An 18,473-nucleotide genomic window follows, 5' to 3' on the forward strand; every position below is an offset into this window, starting at 1 on the left:
CACGGCGGGCGCACCGCATCCCCGTGAACGGGCGGTACAGGCAAAGGGGCGGCATGTCGGATCTCGCTTCGGCGCTCACGGCGCTCAAGGACCGCAGTGGCCTCAGCTACGCGCAGTTGGCCACGCGCTGCTGGCTCAGCGCGTCCACGGTGCACCGGTACTGCCAAGGCAAGGTCGTACCGGCCGAGTTCGGGACCGTCGAGCGGATCGCGCTCGCCTGCGGTGCCGACCGGGCCGAGGTGGACGGCCTCTATGCGCTCTGGTCCCGGGCCAACTCCGGCCCGCCCGCCCCCGATCCCCGCCCCGAGCCGCCGGCCCGGCACCCGGCGCGAGCACCCGGTACGGGAGTCCGCAGGCCGTCCGCGCCGCGCCGCCACCGCAGATGGGCTGCCGTGCTCTGCGCCCTGTTCCTCGTCGCCGCGTTCGCGCCTTCGTCCGCGCCGCTGCATGTCCCGGTCGCGTCCCGGCGCCCCCGCCCGCAGACCGTCGCCGGGCCCGCATGGGAGCAGTACCCGGCGCCGGTGCCCTCCGGCTTCTTCGGCGTGACCATCAACAGCAACACGGGCCTCATGCCCGCCTTCAGGGTCGGCGGGGTGCGGCTCTGGGACAGCGGGACGCGCTGGCAACTCGTCGAACCCGGCCGCGGACGCTACGACTGGAGCGTGCTCGACCGGCTGGTCGACGCCGCAGGACGAGCACATCTGCCCGTGCTCCACACCTTCGGCGGCACCCCCGGCTGGGCCGCTCCCAGCGCCCCGCCGGGCCCGTACGGCGACGGTTCGCGGACCGCGCCGCCCGACGACCTCGCCGACTGGGACCAGTTCGTGCGGGCGGTCGCCACCCGGTACGCGGGCCGGATCGGCGCGTACGAACTGTGGGCCTTCGCGCCCTCGCCCCACTTCTACAGCGGGGACGCGGCCACGCTGGCCCGCATGACCCGGCGGGCCGCGGCCATCGTGCGCCGCGCCGATCCGAAGGCCACGCTAGTCTGCCCGTCGATGGGCGACCTGTGGGCCCCGGCGTCCCGGAGGTTCCTGCTCGACTTCGCCGCGGCCGACGGCTACCGGGACTGCGACGCGGCCGGCGTCAAGCTCTATCCGCAACACGACGGGGACACCCCGGAGAGTCTGGTCGCCCTCGCCGACCTGATCGACCGCACCTTCCACACGGCCGGGGTGCACCCGGCGCTGTGGAACACGGGCAGCGCCTACCGCGTCGCCACCGACCGGCCGCTGGACGCCACGCAGTCCATCGCCTACGCCGTCCGCTTCTACCTGATCGGCATGTACGTGCGCTATGCCCGCACCTACTTCTACAACTGGGGCGGAACCAAAGTGCCGTTGGTACTCCAGGCCGCCGGCGGGCCGCCCACCGAGGCGGCCCGTGCGGTCGCCACCCTGCAGGAGTGGCTCGCCGGCGCCAGGATCACCTCCTGCGGCCACGGGCGGCCGGCGGGAGTCCCCGACACCGTATGGCAGTGCCGTTTTCTGCTGGCCACCCCCGTAGGCCGGCCGCAGGTCCCGGCGGTCATCCGCTGGACCGAGTCGGGCACCGCCTCCATGCCCGGGGGCCCCGGCGACCGCAGCGTCCGCTACCTGGACGGCCGCACGGTCGCCGCCCCCCGGCGGCTCACCATCACCGGGACGCCCCAGCTGGACGTCGAAGCGCCGGGCGGCCCGGTCCTCAGCAGTGGCTCGGGCTCTGTGCGGTGATGTGCGCGACCGAGTTGTTCGCGACCTTCACCCAGACCGCCGACTTTCCGCGCCGGTCGTACGTCCGGGAGTAGTCGGGCTCCCAGCTGTTCACGAAGTGCACCTTGACGCACCAGCCGGGGTCGACCTGAAGGGTGTCCCAGTCCTGGTTCCACGGGGTGTGCGTGTGCGGCGCGAGATAGTAGGACTGCTGCTTCACCTTGTCGGACGTGCAGGTCGGCCGCGTGGTGGTCCAGGAGCCCGAGATGTCTCCCGACCGGCACCAGTTGCGGTAGGCGACCGCATGGAACGAGCTGTCGTTCACCGTCCTGGAGCAGCCGTGGTCGCACTTGGCCCCCGCGTGTGCGGAGGGCGCGAACCCGGCCCCGGCGGCGAGCAACGCCACCACCCCCAGAGCGATCGGCCTGACCCGGCCCAGCCCGTTCCCCCATCGATTGGCCATCACTGTCATTACCTCCGATTCCGGCCCAACTCCCCTTCTTCGGCAGGAAGTTGTGGGTACGCCAGAAGCATCGGCAGGACCCCGCCCGCCGCACAAGCCGCACCGGCGGATCTGGGACGCTGGGACGACGACCCCGCCCTGACCTGCACGGAATCCGCGCCCTGGGACGGTACGGCACGGGACGCCCCCCTCGGTGACACCGCACCGCCAGGGTTTGGCTTTGGCCATGTTGGCTACCCGGCGTGACGAAGCCTCCACGGGCTCCCCTTCGTGAGACGGGACGACTAGAGGACGGGTCAGGCATGAACAATCGGCTGGGATTGGGGCTCGCGGTGGGCGCGGGCTATCTGCTCGGGCGGACGAAGAAGGCGAAGCTCGCCTTCGGCATCGGGACACTGGTCATGGGCAAGCGCCTGCAGCTGAGCCCGCGGGCGATCGCGGACTTCGCGGCCGCCCAACTGGCCGACAATCCGCAGTTCAAGGAGATCGGCGACCAGCTGCGCGAGGACCTGCGCGGCGTCGGCAAGGCCGCGACCGGCGCACTCCTCAACCGGCAGATCGAAGGCATCGCCGACCGGCTGCACGACCGGACGCTGGACGTCCAGGACCGCATCTCGGGCGTGGTGCCCGACGTGTCCGGCTCGGCGGAGCACGAAGACGAAGGCGAAGGCGACGCCGAGGGCCGGGCGGACAAGGAGACGAAATCGACCTCGGGCCCGTCTTCCAGGTCCAGGTCGTCATCGAGCAGGGACTCCGCCAAGCCCCGCTCGACCGGGCGCACGTCCACCAAGTCGTCGTCGTCCAGGGCCGGTTCAGCCAAGAAGACCGCCAAGTCCGTGCAGCGTACGGCCAAGCGCACACCGGCGAAGAAGGCGACGAGCCGGCGGAGCGGCCAGGGCGGTGGCGACCGTGGCTGAGACGAAGAACCCGCTGACGCAGAGTCCCGCCGCCGACCGCCTGAAGCAGGAGCTCCAGGCGTACCTGCTCGCCCAGGGGGAGCGGCTCCTCATGGGCGTGGGTCACAAGCTCGGCGAGACCACGGTCAAACTCAACGACATCGCCGAGGGCCGCAGTCCCGGCTTCGCCAAGCTGGCGCTCGAAGGCGGCCGCAAGGTCGCCGAGGGCAAGGGGCCGGTCCGGGCCGCCGTGGAAATGGGTGCCTCGCACCTCAAGGACAACGCGAAGGACATGCTCAAGGGGCTCGGCGGCAAGCGCAAGAAGGGCGGCGCGGGCCGCCGGCCGACCGTCATCATGGAGTCCGTGGACGTGGGCGTCCCGGTGCGCGAGGCCTACGACCAGTGGACCCAGTTCCAGTCGTTCGCCACCTTCGCCAAGGGCGTGAAGAGCGCGACCGTCGCCGACGACACCACATCGGACTGGAAGGTCAAAGTCTTCTGGTCCAGCCGCAGTTGGAAGGCGCACACCACCGAACAGGTGCCGGACGCGCGCATCGCTTGGACGTCCGAGGGCGCCAAGGGCACGGCCAAGGGAGTCGTCACCTTCCACCCCCTCGGCGAGAACATCACCCGCGTCCTGCTGGTCATGGAGTACTACCCCAAGGGGCTGTTCGAGAAGACCGGCAACATATGGCGCTCCCAGGGCCGTCGCGCCCGGCTCGACCTCAAGAACTTCGCGCGCCACATCGCGCTGCGCGGCGAGGCCGAGGGCGGCTGGCGCGGTGAGATCAGGGACGGCGAGGTCGTCGTCAGCCACGAGGACGCGGTCGCCGAGGAGCAAGCGGAACGCGAGCCGGACCAGCGGACCGAGCAGCAGGGCGTCCCGGACAAGGGCGAGCTCCAGCAGGAAGACGGGCGCGAGCCCGAACAGGACGAAGCCGAAGAGGAGCCGGAGGGCGAACCCGACGAGGAGTATGAGGACGAAGCCGAAGGGGACTACGAAGGCGAATTCGAGGACGACGCGGAGTACGAGGACGAAGCGGAACGAGAAGCCGAAGAAGAGGACCCGGAGGAGGTCTCGTCCGCGCGCAAGCGTCGCGCCTACGCCGGCTCCCGGAGCAACGGCCGGCGGTGATCCGCGCCGCCGGAAGCGCCTGCTGTCGTCAGCCCGCAGCGCTGAGCTGAAGGCTGAAGCTGCCTCAAACTCATCGGTATTCATCCGTACCGTTCAATGGCCGTTCACAGGTGATCTAGGGTCGATCGGAAAACGATCGGAAAGACATGCATGACACCATGCATGGCACCCATGGAGTTCGCTTTGGAATCGACACCCAGGTCCGCCGACCCGCAGCGGCAGGGTTGCATGGTCGGTCTCTTCTGGATCGACGGGGACACCGTCCACCTGGGCACGCCCAGCGCCACGACGGCGTCGAACGTGGTCCTTGCCCCCGGCTCGCTCCAGGTCATCGGACCCGAGCCACGCGAGTGGCCCTGGTCCGATGTGACCGCCCTTGAGGTGATCGCTGTGCCGGTCCGTTCGGTGGGCGTACGGTGGGCCGGCCGCGCGGCATCGGTGGCTGCGGCCGCACTCGACCTGTGGGTCCCGGGCAGCCCCGCGGAGATGACGGTGGTGGTGGGCGCGGAGGGCGGCGGTATCGAGACGACCGTGCTGTCCGGCGCCGCGACCGCGTACAGCCGGCGGGAAGTCGACCTCTCCCGGGCGCTGCTCGCCCGCTTCGTCGAGGGCACGTCCTCGCCCGCCGTCCTGACCGACTGGTGGAGTTCGGCGGAGCCGGGAGCCCTGCGCTCGCGTGACCGGGAGGCCGTACTCGAAGGATGGCTCGCGCGAAGGTGAACGCGGCGGCCCTCGACTCGGCAGTCATCGTCCGAGCGGTCGTCGACGCGGCGTTCATGGTCCTGGCGGTCATTGTCCCGGCGGTCGCCGTGGGCACCAACTGGGCGATGCCCGGCCTGAGTTGACGGCCGGGCATCGCGGAGAGGGAAGACGGGGCGTCACATGTGCGGACGCCCGTAGTAACTGCCGATCTGCTCGTGGTAGCCCGGGTCCCCGAGGTGCTTCTCCTTGTCGAACTCGGGGGAGTCCTTGATCTGTTCCTTGGTGCAGGCGACGTAGATCTTCTTGTCGACCGGGTCGATGCGCGTGAGGACCCCGGCCGGCAGCAGGACGCTCTTGCCGAAGATCCACGGGCCGGTGTCGACGACGATGTACGAGGAGCTGACCTCCTCGGAGTACTTGTCGACCTTGCCGATGCTTCCGTCGGTCGCCTCGACCTTGAACCCGGTCAGGTCGGTACCCGGCTGGTACGCGGCCGCCTGTGGGTAGGTCCAGATGTTCTCCATGGTGAAGGAATCCCTTCCTATGGACGGTGGGTGCGGGGTGCGGACGGCGAGCGCCGCGGGTGCACGGCACCGCGGGTCCGCGCACCGCCCGGGTTCCCGCGGCCCCCGCCCCTACACTCCGGGTGGCCGGGTGGGTCGCTTCTTTCGGCCGATCGGCCGACCCCGGGCGTGCCGCGCCCCGGTTCCTGTGGTCGGCTGGCCGCAGCCCGCGGACGACGAGGGGAAGGGTTGAGCAGCGTGAGCGCCATGCAGGAGTTCCTCGACCGCCTCGACTACCCCATGTATGTCGTGACGGCGGCGGTCGGTGAGGAGCGGGCGGGGTGTCTCGTAGGGTTCGCCTCGCAGTGCTCGATGGTGCCGGTGCGGTTCATGGTGTGGCTGTCCACGGCCAACAGGACGTACCGCGTGGCCTGTTCGGCCGATTTCCTCGCCGTGCACCTGCTGGGCCGCACCCAGTACGGTCTGGCCGCGCATTTCGGCGGGCGTACGGGCGACGAGGTCGACAAGTTCGCCGACGTCGCCTGGAGCGAGGGCCCGGCGGGCACGGTCCTCCTCGACGAGGCCCCGGACTGGTTCGTGGGGCGCGTCGAGCAGCGTACGGACGGCGGAGACCACGTCGGGTTTCTGCTCACCCCGCTGGAGGCCGCTGCCCCGCCACGGCGCTCGCCCGACTGGCAGCCGTTCCGGCTGAGCGACAGCGAAGGCATCGAGGCCGGCCACCCGGTACCGGGCGCATGAGGGTGCGTACGCCTGCCGACGGGCGGAGGAGGACCGTATGACCGCCGGACGCACTCCCGCGCTCATGGGATGAGAACGCCCCGTGACCAGGCCTTTCGGTTTCGGTCGTGACGGGGAGTGAGCTGGACGGGCACGTGCGGGGAAGCGGTCCTAGGCTGTCTCGGGTTGAGCCATATGCCCGGATGGCGCTCGTGTGCGCCGGGATACCGAAGTGGCCCTCACCCGGTCCACGGATACGTGGAGGTCTCATGCGTTTCACCCACCCCTGTGCGACGGCGGCCGCTGCCGTGGTGCTCACCCTCACGGGAAGCGCGACCGCGTTCGGCGCGGCCAGCCCCGCAGCGTCCGCGGACGCGACGTTCCTGCAGACGATCCACCAGGCCAACCTGGCGGAGATCGCAGCGGGCAAGGACGCCGGTAAACACGCGAACAGCTCCTGCGTGAAACGGGTCGCGGACGTCATCGTGCGTGACCACACCGCGCTGGACGCCAAGGGGGGAGCCCTGGCCAAGACCAAGGGCATCTCCATGGCGAAGGAGCCCAGCGCCGCCCAGAAGAAACAGCTCGAAGGGCTGAAGCCGAAGAACGGCACTGCCGCGTACGACACCGCCTGGTTGAAGGACCAGAGCAGCGGCCACCAGCAGGCACTCGCGCTGATCGACAAGGAGCTGAGCTCCGGCAAGGACAGCCAGATCCAAGCGGCGGCCAAGGCAGCGCGCCCCATCGTGGCCGCGCACCTGAAGATGGTGGAAGGCGGCGTGTGCCACGCGCCCATGCAAAGCGGCTCGCCCCAGCGGTGACCCTGCCGACGGCACCTGTGCCCCCTCGTCCGCCCTGAGGCGAGGGGGCACAGGCCACGGGGACCGTCCGCCCCTGCTGGTGCGGAACGTCGACGACGACGCACAGGTGCACATGAAACCACCAGGCGGGGACCCACACAGGACCGTCACGACCGACGCGACCCACCTCCGCGCCGGGCACGTCAGGACTCCGCGTGCCTCCCCTCGGCCGACCGCTCCCAGGCCTGGGCGAACATCTCGTGCAGCGGTGCCGTCGGCAGGATCCGGCCGAACGGCGAACGTATCTCGTTGCCCCACAGCGGCCGCACCGCGTGCGTCGCCAGTTTCACGGTCTCCAACGGCAGGTGCGGGGCCTTGAGTTCGGTCCACTCGCCGGGCAGGAACAGGGTCCGGCCGGCCCGGGCCCGCTTGGCCTCCACCACCACGCCCGCCCCGAGCAGCTCATTCCGAACCTCCGCGTGCCGCTTGGCCGACCAGCCGGTCCACCGCCGCACGTTCCGGTCGGTGGGCGCGGCCAGTGTGGCCAGCTGGAGGTAGAGGGCCGCCGCGTCGGCGCCGACCCCGAGCTTCCGCGCCACTCGTGCGACCAGGTCAGGGCAGGACTGCCGCGGATCCGCCTCGTACGACCCCGCCGGGACCGCTCCCGAACGGGACCGCAGCATCATGCGCTCCAGGCCGCCGCCGGCCAACAGCGGTGCCACCCGGCCGAGTTCCTCGGCCAGATCGGTGACCTCCCCGACCCGACGCCACACCTCGGGGCCGGCTATCGCCGCGGGCCGCAGGAAAGAGGCTCCGCCGGGCGCGCACACCACCAGGGGCCCGGAGTCGTACGCGGTCACCTGGACCGGGCCCTCCTCCTTGCGGGAGTCCGCCGCCACCGGCAGCCGCTCCGGGCCGAACCGCTCCGCGATCCGCGCCGACGTGTCCTGGACCCGCCCGCCGGGCAGCGCCACCAGCAGGTCCGGACGGTCCAGCTCGGCTCGCAGCCGCTCGTACAGGGCCGTGGCGCCGGCCACCGCCGGGTCGCCCACGGGCCGATCCGTCCACGCCCACACCAGCGCGCTCGCGATCTGCCGCAACGCGAGACCCACCGGGGTGCCGTAGCGCAGTTCGGAGCCGGCCGGCGGCACGGGCCGGACCTCAACTCCCGTGCCGTACGGGGTCGTTGCCAGCTCCCATCCCGCCGCCTCCACCGTCGCGTCCGCGGCGGCCTCGTAACCACCCGCCAGTCGCCGGGCCCACACCTCGCAGAGCCCGAGGCTCGCCTCCAGAGCGTCGGCGGCCTCGTCGTGGACGGCGGGCAGCGCCCCGATCAGCTCCCGCCACACCCCGGCCATCCGTTCCGCCGCCGCCTCGACCCCGCCCGGCCGCCACAGCTCGGCCGGGTCATCGGGCAGGGCCGCCGCGAGGACGGCCCTCCGGCCGGCCGCCCCGAGCCGCGCTCGCAGTTGCTCGTACGACTCGGCTGCCATCGGCGTCGCCTTGTAGGGAGCCCTGCGCGCCAGGCTCCGGTCCTCGTCCCGGTCGGGCCGGCCGGCGAGCCCGGCCACCACGAGCCGCGCCACGGCCCGCCGTACGCCCGTGAGTTCGGCGAAGCGCGCGGCCGCCGCCTCCGGCACGGGGACCGGCCCGTGTGCGCCGACCGCCGCCACCAGGGCCCGAAGCCGCACGGCGTCGTCCCGCTCCACCTCGACGAACCGCGCCTGGGGGACCGCCGCCGCAACCGGGTCGGCGTCCCGGGCCCCGGCGGCGGGCGCCACGAACCAGCGCTGCGAGCCTCCGGCCCGTACCGCCGCGGAGGCCACCGCGACCCCGCCCGCCCGCAGCCCGGTCAGGTCCTCGGCATCGGATGTGCGGCCCACCCACCAGAGGCTGCCCGCACGGGCGAAGGGCTGGTCGGCCCAGGTGTCCAGGAGCGCGAGGAGCGCGGCGCGTTCCACGTCCGGGGTCGGTGCCACCGCTGCTCGCCATGCCGCGGCGTCGATCGCGCCGAGCAACTGCGACCAGTCGCACGGCGGCGCCGGGGGCGAGAGCCGCCGCACCTCCTCCGCGATCGTCCCGGCCAGGCAGGCCCCGTCGGCGGCCAGCGCGCTCAGCGTCGCGGGCAGGGCGACGTCCGGCTCCCGCCGCCACGGATCGCGCTCCCCCTCCGAGATCAGCCCGAACAGGGCGGGCATCAGCTCGGTGTCCGGCGCGGAACCGCGCGGCAGCACGGGCGGCGCCTCGGCGAGCAGGACGACGCGCCGGTGCAGGGCGCGTCGCCGCTCCTCGACCCGAGCGGCCCGCGAGGCCACCGCCACCACGGCCTCGGCCAGCACCGGATCGGTGATGTCCGGCAACTCCCGGGCGACGGCATCGCGCAGCGACCCCGCCTCATCGAGAGCAGCCGCCAGCAAGACATCCGCCGTCTGCCCTCCCACGGTCCGCAGTGCCCGGGATCCGGGCGCGTCCCGGGTCCGCAACAGGTACCAGAACGCCGGTGGCAGGGCCACGCCTCCCGACACGGTGGCCTTCCGGGCCGGTGTCACATACGGGTTCCTGGGGGAGCGGTGCCCGTCCAGCTCCCACAGCGGCGTCCCGTCGGCGGCGTACGCCCGCACTCCCGTCCGCGTCCGCGCCTCGGCGAGGACCACGTCCTCCACGGCGCCTTCCGGCGGTGCCCACAACCCCCAGGGCTCCTGTCCCGGCCGGTCGATGTCGAACCGGGCCGTGCGCCCGTCCACGCTCTCCACCAGGAAATGGTCGGGAGCGTGGTCGCGGTGCCGGGTGCGGAACAGCACCCGCGTCCCGACCAGTCCGTCCCGGCTCCCCAAGGGTGACTCCGTCAACTCGGCGGGCAGCGGCGCCAGTTGGAGGGCTTCCACGGCCAGGGTCATGCCGGCCTCGGACGGCTCGGCCGCCGGGTCGGCGCTCGCCGCGCGACCCGGGAAGTCGGGCAGCGCCTCCGCCCCCAGCCGCTCCCCGGTGATCGGATCCACCACTTCCCAGGGCTGCCTTCCGTAGACGGCGTTGGTCCAGATCCGGGAGCCGTCGCCGAGCTGCAGCTCATCCCGGTCGATGCCCTCCCTGCCACCCGGGCGCAGCACCCGGACCCCGCCGTGCCGACCACCACCGTCGGCGGTCTCGAACTGGAAGCCGTACGCCCCGTCCAGGCTGCCGCCGAACGGCACGAGTCCGCCCACCTCGTCGGGCGTGAACGGCTCGTCGGGACGGTCGGCCCAGACGGCGGTGTCGCAGAAGTAGGGGCTCGGTTTGAGGGTCCAGCTCACCAGGAAGGAACCGCCCACATAGTGGACGGCGAACATGGTCGCCTCCGCCGGGACAGTGAACCGGCAGGAGCCCCGCACCCCGTCCGGGGCGACGGCGACCGCCCGTTCGCGGCCGAAGACCGTCAGAACCGGCCAGGTGGAGGTGACCCCGGCCACCCCCGGCAGTGGTGCCTCCGCTTCCTCGGGCCGGGCCTCCGCGGCGAATTGCGCGTACACCGACTCCAGTGCGGGCCAAGCGAGTTCCTCGGGCAGGCCGGCCGCCAGGGAGCGCCGCAGCGCGCCCGCCGCGCCCGCTCCGGCCAGGGCGTCGGCGATCCCGCCGAGCGCCGCGACCGTCGGCCGGTCAAGGAGGATCTCCAGTTCGGCGACCGCCTCCTCGGCCCCCGCCATGCCGCCGCCCGCCACCGTGTCGACGAGTTTGCCGACCCGGGCGGCCACGCCCTGGGCGATGCCCTCGTTCCCCGGCAGCAGCGTCACCGCCGAACCGGCCCGCCGCCGCGCCATCGACCAGTTCGGCAGAAGGTCCGCGTGTACGGTTCCCTCCAGCCGGGGCCCGAACACGGGGTCGGCGGCCAGCGCGGCGAGGTCGCGCCGGGACCGCTCGCCCCAGAACCGCATCCTGATCTCGGGTCCGGGATCGGCGACCGTGACCCCCGCCGCGAGCAGGGCGTCCAGGACGTCCGCGTCGAAGCCCTGGTAGTGGTGCCGGGTGGTGTGGACCGTCACCGGGATGCCCGCCGCCCGCAAACGCGGCCCCAACCGGCCCACCAGGTCGAGGAATTCCGCCGGCAGCGGCTGCCGCCCGACCCCGCCGCCGGGCCGCGCCGCGTACTGGTACATGCGGACGAAGTTGCCGACCCAGTGGTGCAGCCCGCCCTCCGGCACCACCCGCCCGGCCTCCATGGCCTCGGTGGCGCCGCAGCCGATGAGCATCCGCAGCCAGTCCCCGCCGTCGGTCGTCCCATCGGGGAACATCTCCACCAGTCCGGCCGCGACCGCGTCCGTCGGCTGATGGGCCGTCAGAACCGGTCCCGCGGCGGCCAGCAGCGCATCCGGCACCGACTTCTCCCGGGTGACCGACAAGATCGTGCCCACCAGCCGCGCCACCTCCTCGTCACCGTGCCCGGCCGCCCTGGCGGAGGCACGGACCCGACGCACCAGATCGGCCGGGAGGTCCGCCTTCGAGCCCGCCCACGCGGTCAGGAACACCTCCAGAGCCGCGTGCGCGTCGGCCGGCTCCAGCGTCTGGGCGAGGAAGCGCTGATGGGCCCCGAACTCCTTGGACGGCATGGCCCCGCCCTTGGCGAACAGCAACGCGTTGGCCCGGCGGTAGGCCGCATCCACCGGCAGCCCGTGCTCTGCCTCGGCCGCCCGCGCCGCCGCATAGGCCCGCCCGCCCGGCCGGCTCCCGTACCCGATCAAGCGGTGGCCCACGGTGTCCCAGAACCACGGCAGGTGCGCCGGAGGCAGCCGCCGCGCCCGCGCCGCCATCACGTCGACGAACCGACCCGGCTTGGTCCAGGACCGGTTGAGCTCGGAGCCCATGTCCTCGACCAGGTCACGCGCGATCGCGGCCGCACCCGGATCGTGGGCCGCGACCCAGTCGGCGTACGTGGTCGAGACATGCGTACCGGCGGTGGGCAACAGGGCGGCAAACGAGGCGATCATGCTTCGGATGGTCGCACGTGCCACTGACAACGCCGTGGCCGAGCCCGGGCCGAACACTCCGTACCGGCGCGCCCGTCACGCCTGGCCCGGGCAGGGCGGCCCGCGGCGTTACCGTCGGGGCATGGACGGTGATCAGCGAGGATGGCGCCAGTGCCTGCTCAGCGCGGCGGTGTTCACCGTGTGCATGACCGGCACCACGCTGCCGACCCCTCTCTACGGCCTCTACCAGGGGAAGTTCGGCTTCTCCGAGCTGACGGTCACGATCGTGTACGCGGTGTACGCCTTCGGCGTCATCGGCGTGCTGCTCCTCGCGGGCAACGTGTCGGACGTGGTGGGCCGCCGTCCCGTGCTGCTGTGCGGCCTGGGATTCGCGGCGGCGAGCGCGGTCTGCTTCCTGAGCGCGACCGGGCCGGCCTGGCTGTATGCGGGCCGGCTGCTGTCAGGGGTGTGCGTCGGCCTGTTCACCGGGGCCGCCACGGCTTACGTGATGGACCTGGCGCCGCGCGGTGGCACCCACCGGGCCACGTTCGTGGCGACGGCCGCCAACATGGGCGGCCTGGGCTGCGGCCCCCTGCTCGCCGGAGTGCTCGCGCAGTACGCCTCCTGGCCGCTGTACCTGCCGTTCGGCGTGCACCTGGCATTGGTGGTCGGCGCGGCCGCCGTCCTGCTGTGGCTCCCCGAGACCGTGAGGGAGCAGCGGCCGCTGAGTAGCGCACGAACGCAGCGGCCGGGCCTGCCCGCGCAGGTGCGCCCGGTGTTCGTACCCGCGGCGATCGCGTCGTTCGTGGGGTTCGCGCTGTTCGGGGTGTTCACCTCGGTCGCCCCCGCCTTCCTGGCGGAGTCCCTGAACGTCCGCAACCACGCCGAGAGCGGGTTGGTCGTCGCGCTGGCCTTCTTCGCCTCGACCGCCGGGCAGTTGGCCGCCGGGCGGATCGGAATGGGACGCTCACTGCCCCTGGGCTGCGCCGCCCTCCTGGCCGGACTGGCGCTGCTCGCGGGCGCACTCCGCTGGGACTCGCTGCCACTGATCGTGCTGAGCGCCCTGGTCGGCGGCTGCGGACAGGGGCTGGCGTTTCGAGGCGCCCTGTCCGCGGTGGCCGAGGCTTCTCCCGCGGACCGCCGCGCGGCGGTGATCTCCACCCTGTTCGTGGTGGCGTACGCCGGCATCTCGGTGCCGGTGATCGGGGTGGGCGTCCTGGTGACACCGCTCGGCCTGGAAGGAGCGGGCCTTGTGTTCATCGGATGCATGGCCGTCCTGGCCTCGACCGCGGCCGTGTACCTCCTGCTGCGGCAGCCGGTACGGGCGAGGACCTGAGCCCCTCCCCGCCCGGGGCCGTGAGCCCCCCGCTCACTGAGGCCACCCCAAGGCGGCGCCGCTGCCGCTGTTCAGAGCACCGGGCCGCCGTCGCGAGCTCGTCGAGAGGCCCAGGCCGTACAGCACACTCTGCTGCGCCGTGCGGCCGCCCCGGAAGAAATCGCCCAGGCCACGGCGTGGCTCCTCAGCGACCGCGCCTCGTACGTGACCGGCACGGTCCTTCCGGTCGACGGGGGTGCCCGGGCCTGACGCGACCGTGCGCGAGCGAACCCTCCGTCGGCCGAACGTGAACCCTGCCCGTACTCCGGCGGATTGCGGAGCATCGAGTGGCGTTCCAAGGTGGTAAGGACAACCGATCACTCCGAGTGGCCAAGGAGACAGCATGCCTCGCGGATCGAGCTCCAAGCGGGAGCGCCAGTACGAGCACATCAAGGAGAGCGCCGAGGAGCGCGGCGAGAGCACCAAGCGCGCCAAGGAGATCGCGGCCAGGACCGTCAACAAGGAACGGGCCCGCGCCGGCGAGTCCAAGACCGCGAGCAAGAGCTCCACCCAGGACATGTCCTCGTCCAAACGGGGTGGCCAGCGCTCGCACAGCGGGTCGCAGGGCCCGACATACGACCAGCTCTACGCGGAGGCGCAGCGCCGCAACATCCATGGGCGGTCCAGCATGGACAAGGCCCAACTCAAGAAGGCTCTCGGCGGGAGTTGAGGCCGAGGACGGCGGATTCGTCCGGTTCCGTGCGGCGGGGCTGGACGATTCGGCACGCAGGGGGACCCTCAGCAGGCGCGCCCACCCGAGGCCTGCGACTGGTGACCGGTCGGCAGGCGGGGGAGGGCCGAGGCGCCGGGCTGTCGCGCGGCGGCATCGCGGCCGCACCGGCTCGGGTCCATCCATCGTGGCAGGACCGGCCCGCCCGCGCGATCCGTACGACCGCGCACCGTCACCGAGGCGTCCTCACATCGCGCGCCGGCGCAGGTCAGCCGCGCTGCTGTGCCTGCTCGGACGGGTCGTCCGGCACGGCGTACCCGTCCCGCTCGCGCAGGTGGTCCTCGATCGGCGTAGGGGAGCCCAGCAGGCACTCCTCGTACCGGCCGAGCGCCAGTAGCACGCCAAGGAGCAGCGGCGGGATGAGAACAGCCACGATGACCACGACGACTCCTCGAAGGCGGACGGTCTGCGGACCGCGTAGCCCCTGTCGCGCACCGGAAGCGCTTCGGCGAAACCGATGCGGTCGGGAACCCGCAAAAGCGGCCGATGATGTCCATCGGCACAGCACGGTTAGTCGTGAAATATGGTGCAAATCGGCTTCATAATGATGACTGAGCAGACCGATTCGCGCGAGCCCGTGGCGGATCCGGTCGCCGTGGAGCGTGGCGCGGTCGGCAGGACTGTCCTGGGTGCCTGCCGGCCCAACCGCCTACGGTTCGGCTGACCACCGTCCCAGCAGCCGGAGGCACGCTCACACGTCGCGGCGCCTCACGGCGAACACGGCGAGCGCGAGCGTGACCAGCGGCCAGAGCGCGTACACGATCCAGGATCCGGGGACTGTGGCGGTGTAGCCGAGGGAGCCGGGGTCTGGCTCCCAGTTCTGGGCCAACCGCTTCCAGGCGGCCGACACCAGCGCGTGTTTGACGTCCGCCGACCATCGGTTGCTCTCCGAGAACATGGTGGGCAGCATCAGCAGGACGAAGACACTGGTGAGCGTGGTCGCGGCGGCATGCCGGATCAGAACTCCCAGGCCCAGACCGACAGTTGAGCAGACCGGGGCCACTAGCGCGGATGCCGCCAGCGCCCGCAAAACCCCGAGGTGGGTGATCGCGACGTCCGCGTGCCGCCCGTTCAGAATCGCCTGGGAGACCAGGAACGAACCGGTGGAGGCGACGGTGCCGACCGCGGTCCACAGCGCGGCGGTGACGGCCGCCTTGGCCAGTACGACCGAGCCTCGGGCGGGGACGGCCGCGGTCGTGGTGCGGATCAGGCCGCTGCTGTACTCGCTCACCGCGGTCAGCGCGCCCATGCTGCTGGCGACGAGCATCAGCGTCCAGTACCCGGCCGGCGGGTAGGCGTCGAAGGGCAGGAAATCGGCGGGGCCGGATCCCCCGGCGTGGTCCGACAGGGTGGCCACGGCGGCGGATCCGATGACGAACAGGACGGTGAGCGCGACGGTCCACGGAGTGGAGCGAAGGGACCGTATCTTGATCCACTCGGCGGCGAGCAGGTCACGGAAGCGGGCCGGCGGCGCGGCGACGGGGACGGTCCGGGGGAGGGAGGCGAGCGTGGTCATCAGGGCTGTCCTGCCAGGTATTCGGTGCTGTCGGCGGTGAGTTCCATGAAGGCCGCCTCCAACGAGGCGGTGCGGCTGGTGAGTTCCTCCAGCTGGATACGGTTCTGGAAGGCGAGCGCTCCGATCCGTTCCGCCGGGAGCCCGGTCACGGAGAGTTTCTCGGCGCCGGCCGAGCCCTCCGGCTCGACCGTGGCACCCGCCGCGGTCAGCAGGGCTGCCAGCTCGGCGGGCTGCGGCGTCCCGACGACGACGCTGCGGCGGGTGCCACGGGCCGCGAAGTCCCGTACCGACTCGGCGGCGATGAGGCGGCCACGGCCGATGACGACCAGTTGGTCGGCGGTGTTCTCCATCTCCGACATCAGGTGGCTGGAGAGGAAGACCGTACGTCCCTCCGCGGCCAGGCGCCGGAAGAGCCGGCGTACCCAGAGCACACCCTCCGGGTCCATGCCGTTGATCGGCTCGTCGAACATGAGCACAGGTGGGTCGCCGAGCAGGGCGGCGGCGATGCCCAGGCGCTGCTTCATGCCGAGGGAGAACCCGCCGATGCGCCGACTCGCCGCCTCGGCGAGACCCACCTCCTGAAGCACCTCGTCCACCCGGCGCCGCGGGATGCCGTTGCTGCGGGCGAGGGCGGACAGGTGGGCCGTGGCGCTGCGTCCGCCGTGGACCTGGCCGGCGTCGAGGAGGGCGCCGACGTGCCGGAGGCCGCGCGGGTGTTGATGGAAGGGGACGCCGTTGACGGTGGCGGCGCCGGTGGTGGGGGCGTCCAGGCCGAGGATCATCCGCAAAGTGGTGGACTTGCCGGCTCCGTTGGGGCCGAGGAATCCGGTGACCCGGCCCGGCCGGACGGTGAAGGACAGCTGGTCGACGGCCGTCTTGCCGCCGTACCGCTTGGAGAGTTCGCTTACTTCGATCACGCCACCCACACTGCCGAGACCGCCCCCGTACGGTCATGGGGCCGTGGGCGGCAATCGTGCGGCCGGGTTGGCCCCTGGTCGTACGTCCCCGGGCGGATGCCCACGTCGGCGCCGCCCGGTTAGTCTCGCGGCGTGAACCCGATAACGATCATTGCGTTGCCTGCGGGCAGCGCGCACTGCGGCTCTGCTCCGATGAGGAGACGCGGCTGATGACGAGAACGAAGGCTCTGGCCTGGGCGGGGGGTGTTTCCTACCTCCTCATGGTGGGTCTGCTGGTGGGCGGCGCGCCGCGGGCGTCGGGTACGGCCCACGGCGTGGGGGCACTGCTGGCCGTGAGCCTGCTCGTCGGCATGCTGCGACGGAAACCGATGCCGGCCCTGGCCCTGGCACTCCTCGGATCCACCGCTGTGGTGGTGGGCACTCCGAGTTCCGTCCATCAGAGCCTGACGGTCTCGTACCAGGGCCAGTTCCTGTCATATCTGGCGGTGGACCTCGTTCTGGGCTACATCGTCGCCCACTGCGCACGGCGGGCTTCGACCGTCGCCGTGGCCGTGTCCTTCGTGGTGCAGCTCCTGGTGATCGGCGTGTTCGCGCAGGGGGACAGCCTGACGGTCAACGGGGTCATCGCCCTGCTGGCGATGGCGGCGTCCTGCATCGCCGGTCTGCTCATCCGTGAGCGCCGCGAGCACGCGGTGGCGCTGCGATCACAGGAGGTCGCCGAGGCCGTGACCTCCGAACGGCTGCGGATCGCACGGGAGTTGCACGACATGGTCGCGCACAGCATCGGCATCATCGCCATCCAGGCCGGGGTCGGGAGCCGCGTCATCCAGACCCAGCCGGCGCAGGCGCGCGAGGCTCTGCGTGCCATCGAGGCCACCAGCAGAGAGACCCTCTCGGGCCTCCGGCGCACATTGGTGTCGCTCCGTCAGGCCGACCGGAACGAGGCCGCATCGGAGCAGTCGTCGCTCGCACCCGCGCCGGGGCTCGTGGACATCGAACGGCTGGCGGCGGCCGCCACGGACGCGGGCGTACGCGTCGATGTGCGGCGCAGCGGGAGTCAGCGCCCGCTGCCCGCCGACATCGACCTGTCCGCCTACCGCATCGTGCAGGAGGCGCTGACCAATGTGTCCCGCCACGCGGGCACCGGGCGATGCCGGGTGACGCTCGACTACGGGAACGAGGAACTGTCCGTGGAGATCGTCGACGAGGGGCGCGGCACCACCGCGAACGGCCCGGCCCACGGCTTCGGCATCATCGGCATGCGCGAGCGGGTCAGCCTGCTGGGCGGCCACCTCAGCGCAGGGCCGCGCCCCGAGGGCGGCTTCCGGGTCGCGGCCCGGCTGCCGCTGCCCACACCCGTCACCCTTGCGGCGGAGGCCCGATGACCATCCGGATCCTGCTCGCCGACGACCAGCCGCTGGTACGGTCCGGCCTGCGCGTGATCATGGCCGACCACCCCGACCTGGAAGTCGTCGGCGAGGCCGCCACCGGCTCCGAGGCGGTCCGGCTCGTCAGCGAACTCTGCCCCGACATCGTGGTGATGGACATCCGGATGCCCGGCATGGACGGCATCGAGGCCACCCGCCTGATCACGGACGGCCCGGCGACGACCCGCGTCCTCGTCCTGACCACCTTCGACGAGGACGACCACGTCTACGGCGCACTCCGGGCCGGCGCGAGCGGCTTCGTGGTCAAGGACATGGCGCTGGACGACATCCTCGCGGCGATCCGCGTGGTCGCCGCCGGCGACGCACTGATCGCCCCGGGCGTGACACGCCGCCTGATCGCGGACTTCGTCGGGCGCCCCGAAACACCCCCGGAGCGCTCCCCACGGCCGGTCGACAACATCACCGAGAGGGAACAAGAAGTACTGACCCTGGTCGGACACGGCCGGACGAACACCGAGATCGCGCAGGAACTCTTCATCACCGTGGCCACCACCAAGTCGCACGTGTCACGACTGCTCAGCAAACTGGACGCCCGGGATAGGGTCCAACTCGTCATCGCCGCCTACGAGTTGGGGCTTGTCACGCTGCCCTGTGCGGATCGGTGAACCGTCCGCGCGATCCC

Annotated in this window: 17 protein-coding genes and 1 pseudogene; 12 read left to right on the forward strand and 6 right to left on the reverse strand. The window is 72.1% G+C overall.

Translation table 11 applies throughout. The annotated features are described in order from the left end of the window. Positions 1-53: 53 nt before the first annotated feature. Positions 54-1,712: a helix-turn-helix domain-containing protein gene (locus ACWC2B_RS20135; protein ID WP_450718355.1), complete on the forward strand. Its 1,659-nt coding sequence runs from the start codon at positions 54-56 to the stop codon at positions 1,710-1,712. Here ACWC2B_RS20135 and ACWC2B_RS20140 read toward each other — a convergent pair. Further along, complete coding sequence (locus ACWC2B_RS20140; protein ID WP_450718357.1) at positions 1,684-2,154, reverse strand: hypothetical protein; 471 nt, start codon at positions 2,152-2,154, stop codon at positions 1,684-1,686. The genes ACWC2B_RS20135 and ACWC2B_RS20140 overlap by 29 nt on opposite strands. A 302-nt stretch (positions 2,155-2,456) precedes the next feature. Here ACWC2B_RS20140 and ACWC2B_RS20145 point away from each other — a divergent pair, with 302 nt between their 5' ends. The 4 genes from ACWC2B_RS20145 to ACWC2B_RS20160 all read left to right on the forward strand — a co-directional run bounded on the left by ACWC2B_RS20145 (position 2,457) and on the right by ACWC2B_RS20160 (position 5,030). Then, complete coding sequence (locus ACWC2B_RS20145) at positions 2,457-3,071, forward strand: DNA primase (protein WP_450718359.1); 615 nt, start codon at positions 2,457-2,459, stop codon at positions 3,069-3,071. Next, complete coding sequence (locus tag ACWC2B_RS20150; RefSeq protein ID WP_450718361.1) at positions 3,064-4,185, forward strand: SRPBCC family protein; 1,122 nt, start codon at positions 3,064-3,066, stop codon at positions 4,183-4,185. The genes ACWC2B_RS20145 and ACWC2B_RS20150 overlap by 8 nt, the downstream gene beginning before the upstream one ends. Positions 4,186-4,368: 183 nt before the next feature. After that, positions 4,369-4,905 (forward strand): hypothetical protein, encoded by a 537-nt coding sequence (locus ACWC2B_RS20155; protein WP_450718363.1) that lies wholly within the window; start codon positions 4,369-4,371, stop codon positions 4,903-4,905. Further along, complete coding sequence (locus ACWC2B_RS20160) at positions 4,887-5,030, forward strand: hypothetical protein (RefSeq protein WP_450718365.1); 144 nt, start codon at positions 4,887-4,889, stop codon at positions 5,028-5,030. The genes ACWC2B_RS20155 and ACWC2B_RS20160 overlap by 19 nt, the downstream gene beginning before the upstream one ends. Positions 5,031-5,063: 33 nt before the next feature. Here ACWC2B_RS20160 and ACWC2B_RS20165 read toward each other — a convergent pair whose 3' ends face one another. Continuing rightward, entirely contained in the window at positions 5,064-5,411 is a 348-nt protein-coding gene (locus ACWC2B_RS20165; RefSeq protein ID WP_450718367.1) for a PRC-barrel domain-containing protein, read from the reverse strand. A 237-nt stretch (positions 5,412-5,648) separates the two neighbouring features. Here ACWC2B_RS20165 and ACWC2B_RS20170 point away from each other — a divergent pair, with 237 nt between their 5' ends. Beyond that, positions 5,649-6,149: a flavin reductase family protein gene (locus tag ACWC2B_RS20170; RefSeq protein ID WP_450718369.1), complete on the forward strand. Its 501-nt coding sequence runs from the start codon at positions 5,649-5,651 to the stop codon at positions 6,147-6,149. A gap of 248 nt (positions 6,150-6,397) precedes the next feature. Next, complete coding sequence (locus ACWC2B_RS20175; RefSeq protein ID WP_450718371.1) at positions 6,398-6,949, forward strand: DUF4142 domain-containing protein; 552 nt, start codon at positions 6,398-6,400, stop codon at positions 6,947-6,949. Positions 6,950-7,131: 182 nt separating this feature from the next. On the opposite strand, the gene ACWC2B_RS20180 is transcribed toward ACWC2B_RS20175, so the two are convergent. Next, positions 7,132-11,886, reverse strand: coding sequence for a hypothetical protein (locus ACWC2B_RS20180; protein WP_450718373.1), 4,755 nt, complete (start codon positions 11,884-11,886; stop codon positions 7,132-7,134). A 121-nt stretch (positions 11,887-12,007) separates the two neighbouring features. On the opposite strand from ACWC2B_RS20180, the gene ACWC2B_RS20185 reads away from it, so the two are divergent. The 3 genes and pseudogenes from ACWC2B_RS20185 to ACWC2B_RS20195 all read left to right on the forward strand — a co-directional run bounded on the left by ACWC2B_RS20185 (position 12,008) and on the right by ACWC2B_RS20195 (position 13,910). Then, positions 12,008-13,201, forward strand: a complete 1,194-nt coding sequence (locus ACWC2B_RS20185) for an MFS transporter (RefSeq protein ID WP_450718375.1) — start codon at positions 12,008-12,010, stop codon at positions 13,199-13,201. A gap of 66 nt (positions 13,202-13,267) precedes the next feature. Then, positions 13,268-13,450 (forward strand): annotated as a pseudogene (locus ACWC2B_RS20190) (SDR family oxidoreductase); the annotation flags it as partial. 133 nt (positions 13,451-13,583) lie between these two features. Then, entirely contained in the window at positions 13,584-13,910 is a 327-nt protein-coding gene (locus ACWC2B_RS20195; protein ID WP_450718377.1) for a plasmid stabilization protein, read from the forward strand. Positions 13,911-14,178: 268 nt separating this feature from the next. Here ACWC2B_RS20195 and ACWC2B_RS20200 read toward each other — a convergent pair whose 3' ends face one another. From ACWC2B_RS20200 to ACWC2B_RS20210, 3 genes are all read right to left on the reverse strand, one after another. Next, positions 14,179-14,343, reverse strand: coding sequence for a hypothetical protein (locus ACWC2B_RS20200; RefSeq protein WP_450718379.1), 165 nt, complete (start codon positions 14,341-14,343; stop codon positions 14,179-14,181). A 318-nt stretch (positions 14,344-14,661) separates the two neighbouring features. After that, positions 14,662-15,486 (reverse strand): ABC transporter permease, encoded by an 825-nt coding sequence (locus ACWC2B_RS20205; protein WP_450718381.1) that lies wholly within the window; start codon positions 15,484-15,486, stop codon positions 14,662-14,664. Further along, the gene (locus tag ACWC2B_RS20210; RefSeq protein WP_450718383.1) at positions 15,486-16,403 is read right to left on the reverse strand and encodes an ABC transporter ATP-binding protein; all 918 of its coding nucleotides are present in this window, start codon (positions 16,401-16,403) and stop codon (positions 15,486-15,488) included. The genes ACWC2B_RS20205 and ACWC2B_RS20210 overlap by 1 nt, the downstream gene beginning before the upstream one ends. Positions 16,404-16,612: 209 nt before the next feature. On the opposite strand from ACWC2B_RS20210, the gene ACWC2B_RS20215 reads away from it, so the two are divergent. Further along, the gene (locus ACWC2B_RS20215) at positions 16,613-17,788 is read left to right on the forward strand and encodes a histidine kinase (RefSeq protein WP_450718385.1); all 1,176 of its coding nucleotides are present in this window, start codon (positions 16,613-16,615) and stop codon (positions 17,786-17,788) included. Further along, a complete protein-coding gene (locus ACWC2B_RS20220) occupies positions 17,785-18,456 on the forward strand; it encodes a response regulator (RefSeq protein ID WP_450718387.1) in 672 nt (223 codons plus the stop codon). The genes ACWC2B_RS20215 and ACWC2B_RS20220 overlap by 4 nt, the downstream gene beginning before the upstream one ends. The last annotated feature ends 17 nt before the right edge of the window (positions 18,457-18,473 follow it).

The sequence above is a fragment of the Streptomyces sp. NPDC001415 genome (assembly GCF_053597395.1).

What these genes read in the sequence shown, in the direction of transcription:
- ACWC2B_RS20135 (WP_450718355.1), top strand. Translation starts at nt 54, where the DNA reads ATGTCGGATCTCGCTTCGGCGCTCACGGCGCTCAAGGACCGCAGTGGC.
- ACWC2B_RS20140 (WP_450718357.1), bottom strand. Translation starts at nt 2,154, where the DNA reads ATGGCCAATCGATGGGGGAACGGGCTGGGCCGGGTCAGGCCGATCGCT.
- ACWC2B_RS20145 (WP_450718359.1), top strand. Translation starts at nt 2,457, where the DNA reads ATGAACAATCGGCTGGGATTGGGGCTCGCGGTGGGCGCGGGCTATCTG.
- ACWC2B_RS20220 (WP_450718387.1), top strand. Translation starts at nt 17,785, where the DNA reads ATGACCATCCGGATCCTGCTCGCCGACGACCAGCCGCTGGTACGGTCC.
- ACWC2B_RS20180 (WP_450718373.1), bottom strand. Translation starts at nt 11,886, where the DNA reads ATGATCGCCTCGTTTGCCGCCCTGTTGCCCACCGCCGGTACGCATGTC.
- ACWC2B_RS20165 (WP_450718367.1), bottom strand. Translation starts at nt 5,411, where the DNA reads ATGGAGAACATCTGGACCTACCCACAGGCGGCCGCGTACCAGCCGGGT.
- ACWC2B_RS20160 (WP_450718365.1), top strand. Translation starts at nt 4,887, where the DNA reads ATGGCTCGCGCGAAGGTGAACGCGGCGGCCCTCGACTCGGCAGTCATC.
- ACWC2B_RS20175 (WP_450718371.1), top strand. Translation starts at nt 6,398, where the DNA reads ATGCGTTTCACCCACCCCTGTGCGACGGCGGCCGCTGCCGTGGTGCTC.
- ACWC2B_RS20185 (WP_450718375.1), top strand. Translation starts at nt 12,008, where the DNA reads ATGGACGGTGATCAGCGAGGATGGCGCCAGTGCCTGCTCAGCGCGGCG.
- ACWC2B_RS20215 (WP_450718385.1), top strand. Translation starts at nt 16,613, where the DNA reads ATGACGAGAACGAAGGCTCTGGCCTGGGCGGGGGGTGTTTCCTACCTC.
- ACWC2B_RS20205 (WP_450718381.1), bottom strand. Translation starts at nt 15,486, where the DNA reads ATGACCACGCTCGCCTCCCTCCCCCGGACCGTCCCCGTCGCCGCGCCG.
- ACWC2B_RS20195 (WP_450718377.1), top strand. Translation starts at nt 13,584, where the DNA reads ATGCCTCGCGGATCGAGCTCCAAGCGGGAGCGCCAGTACGAGCACATC.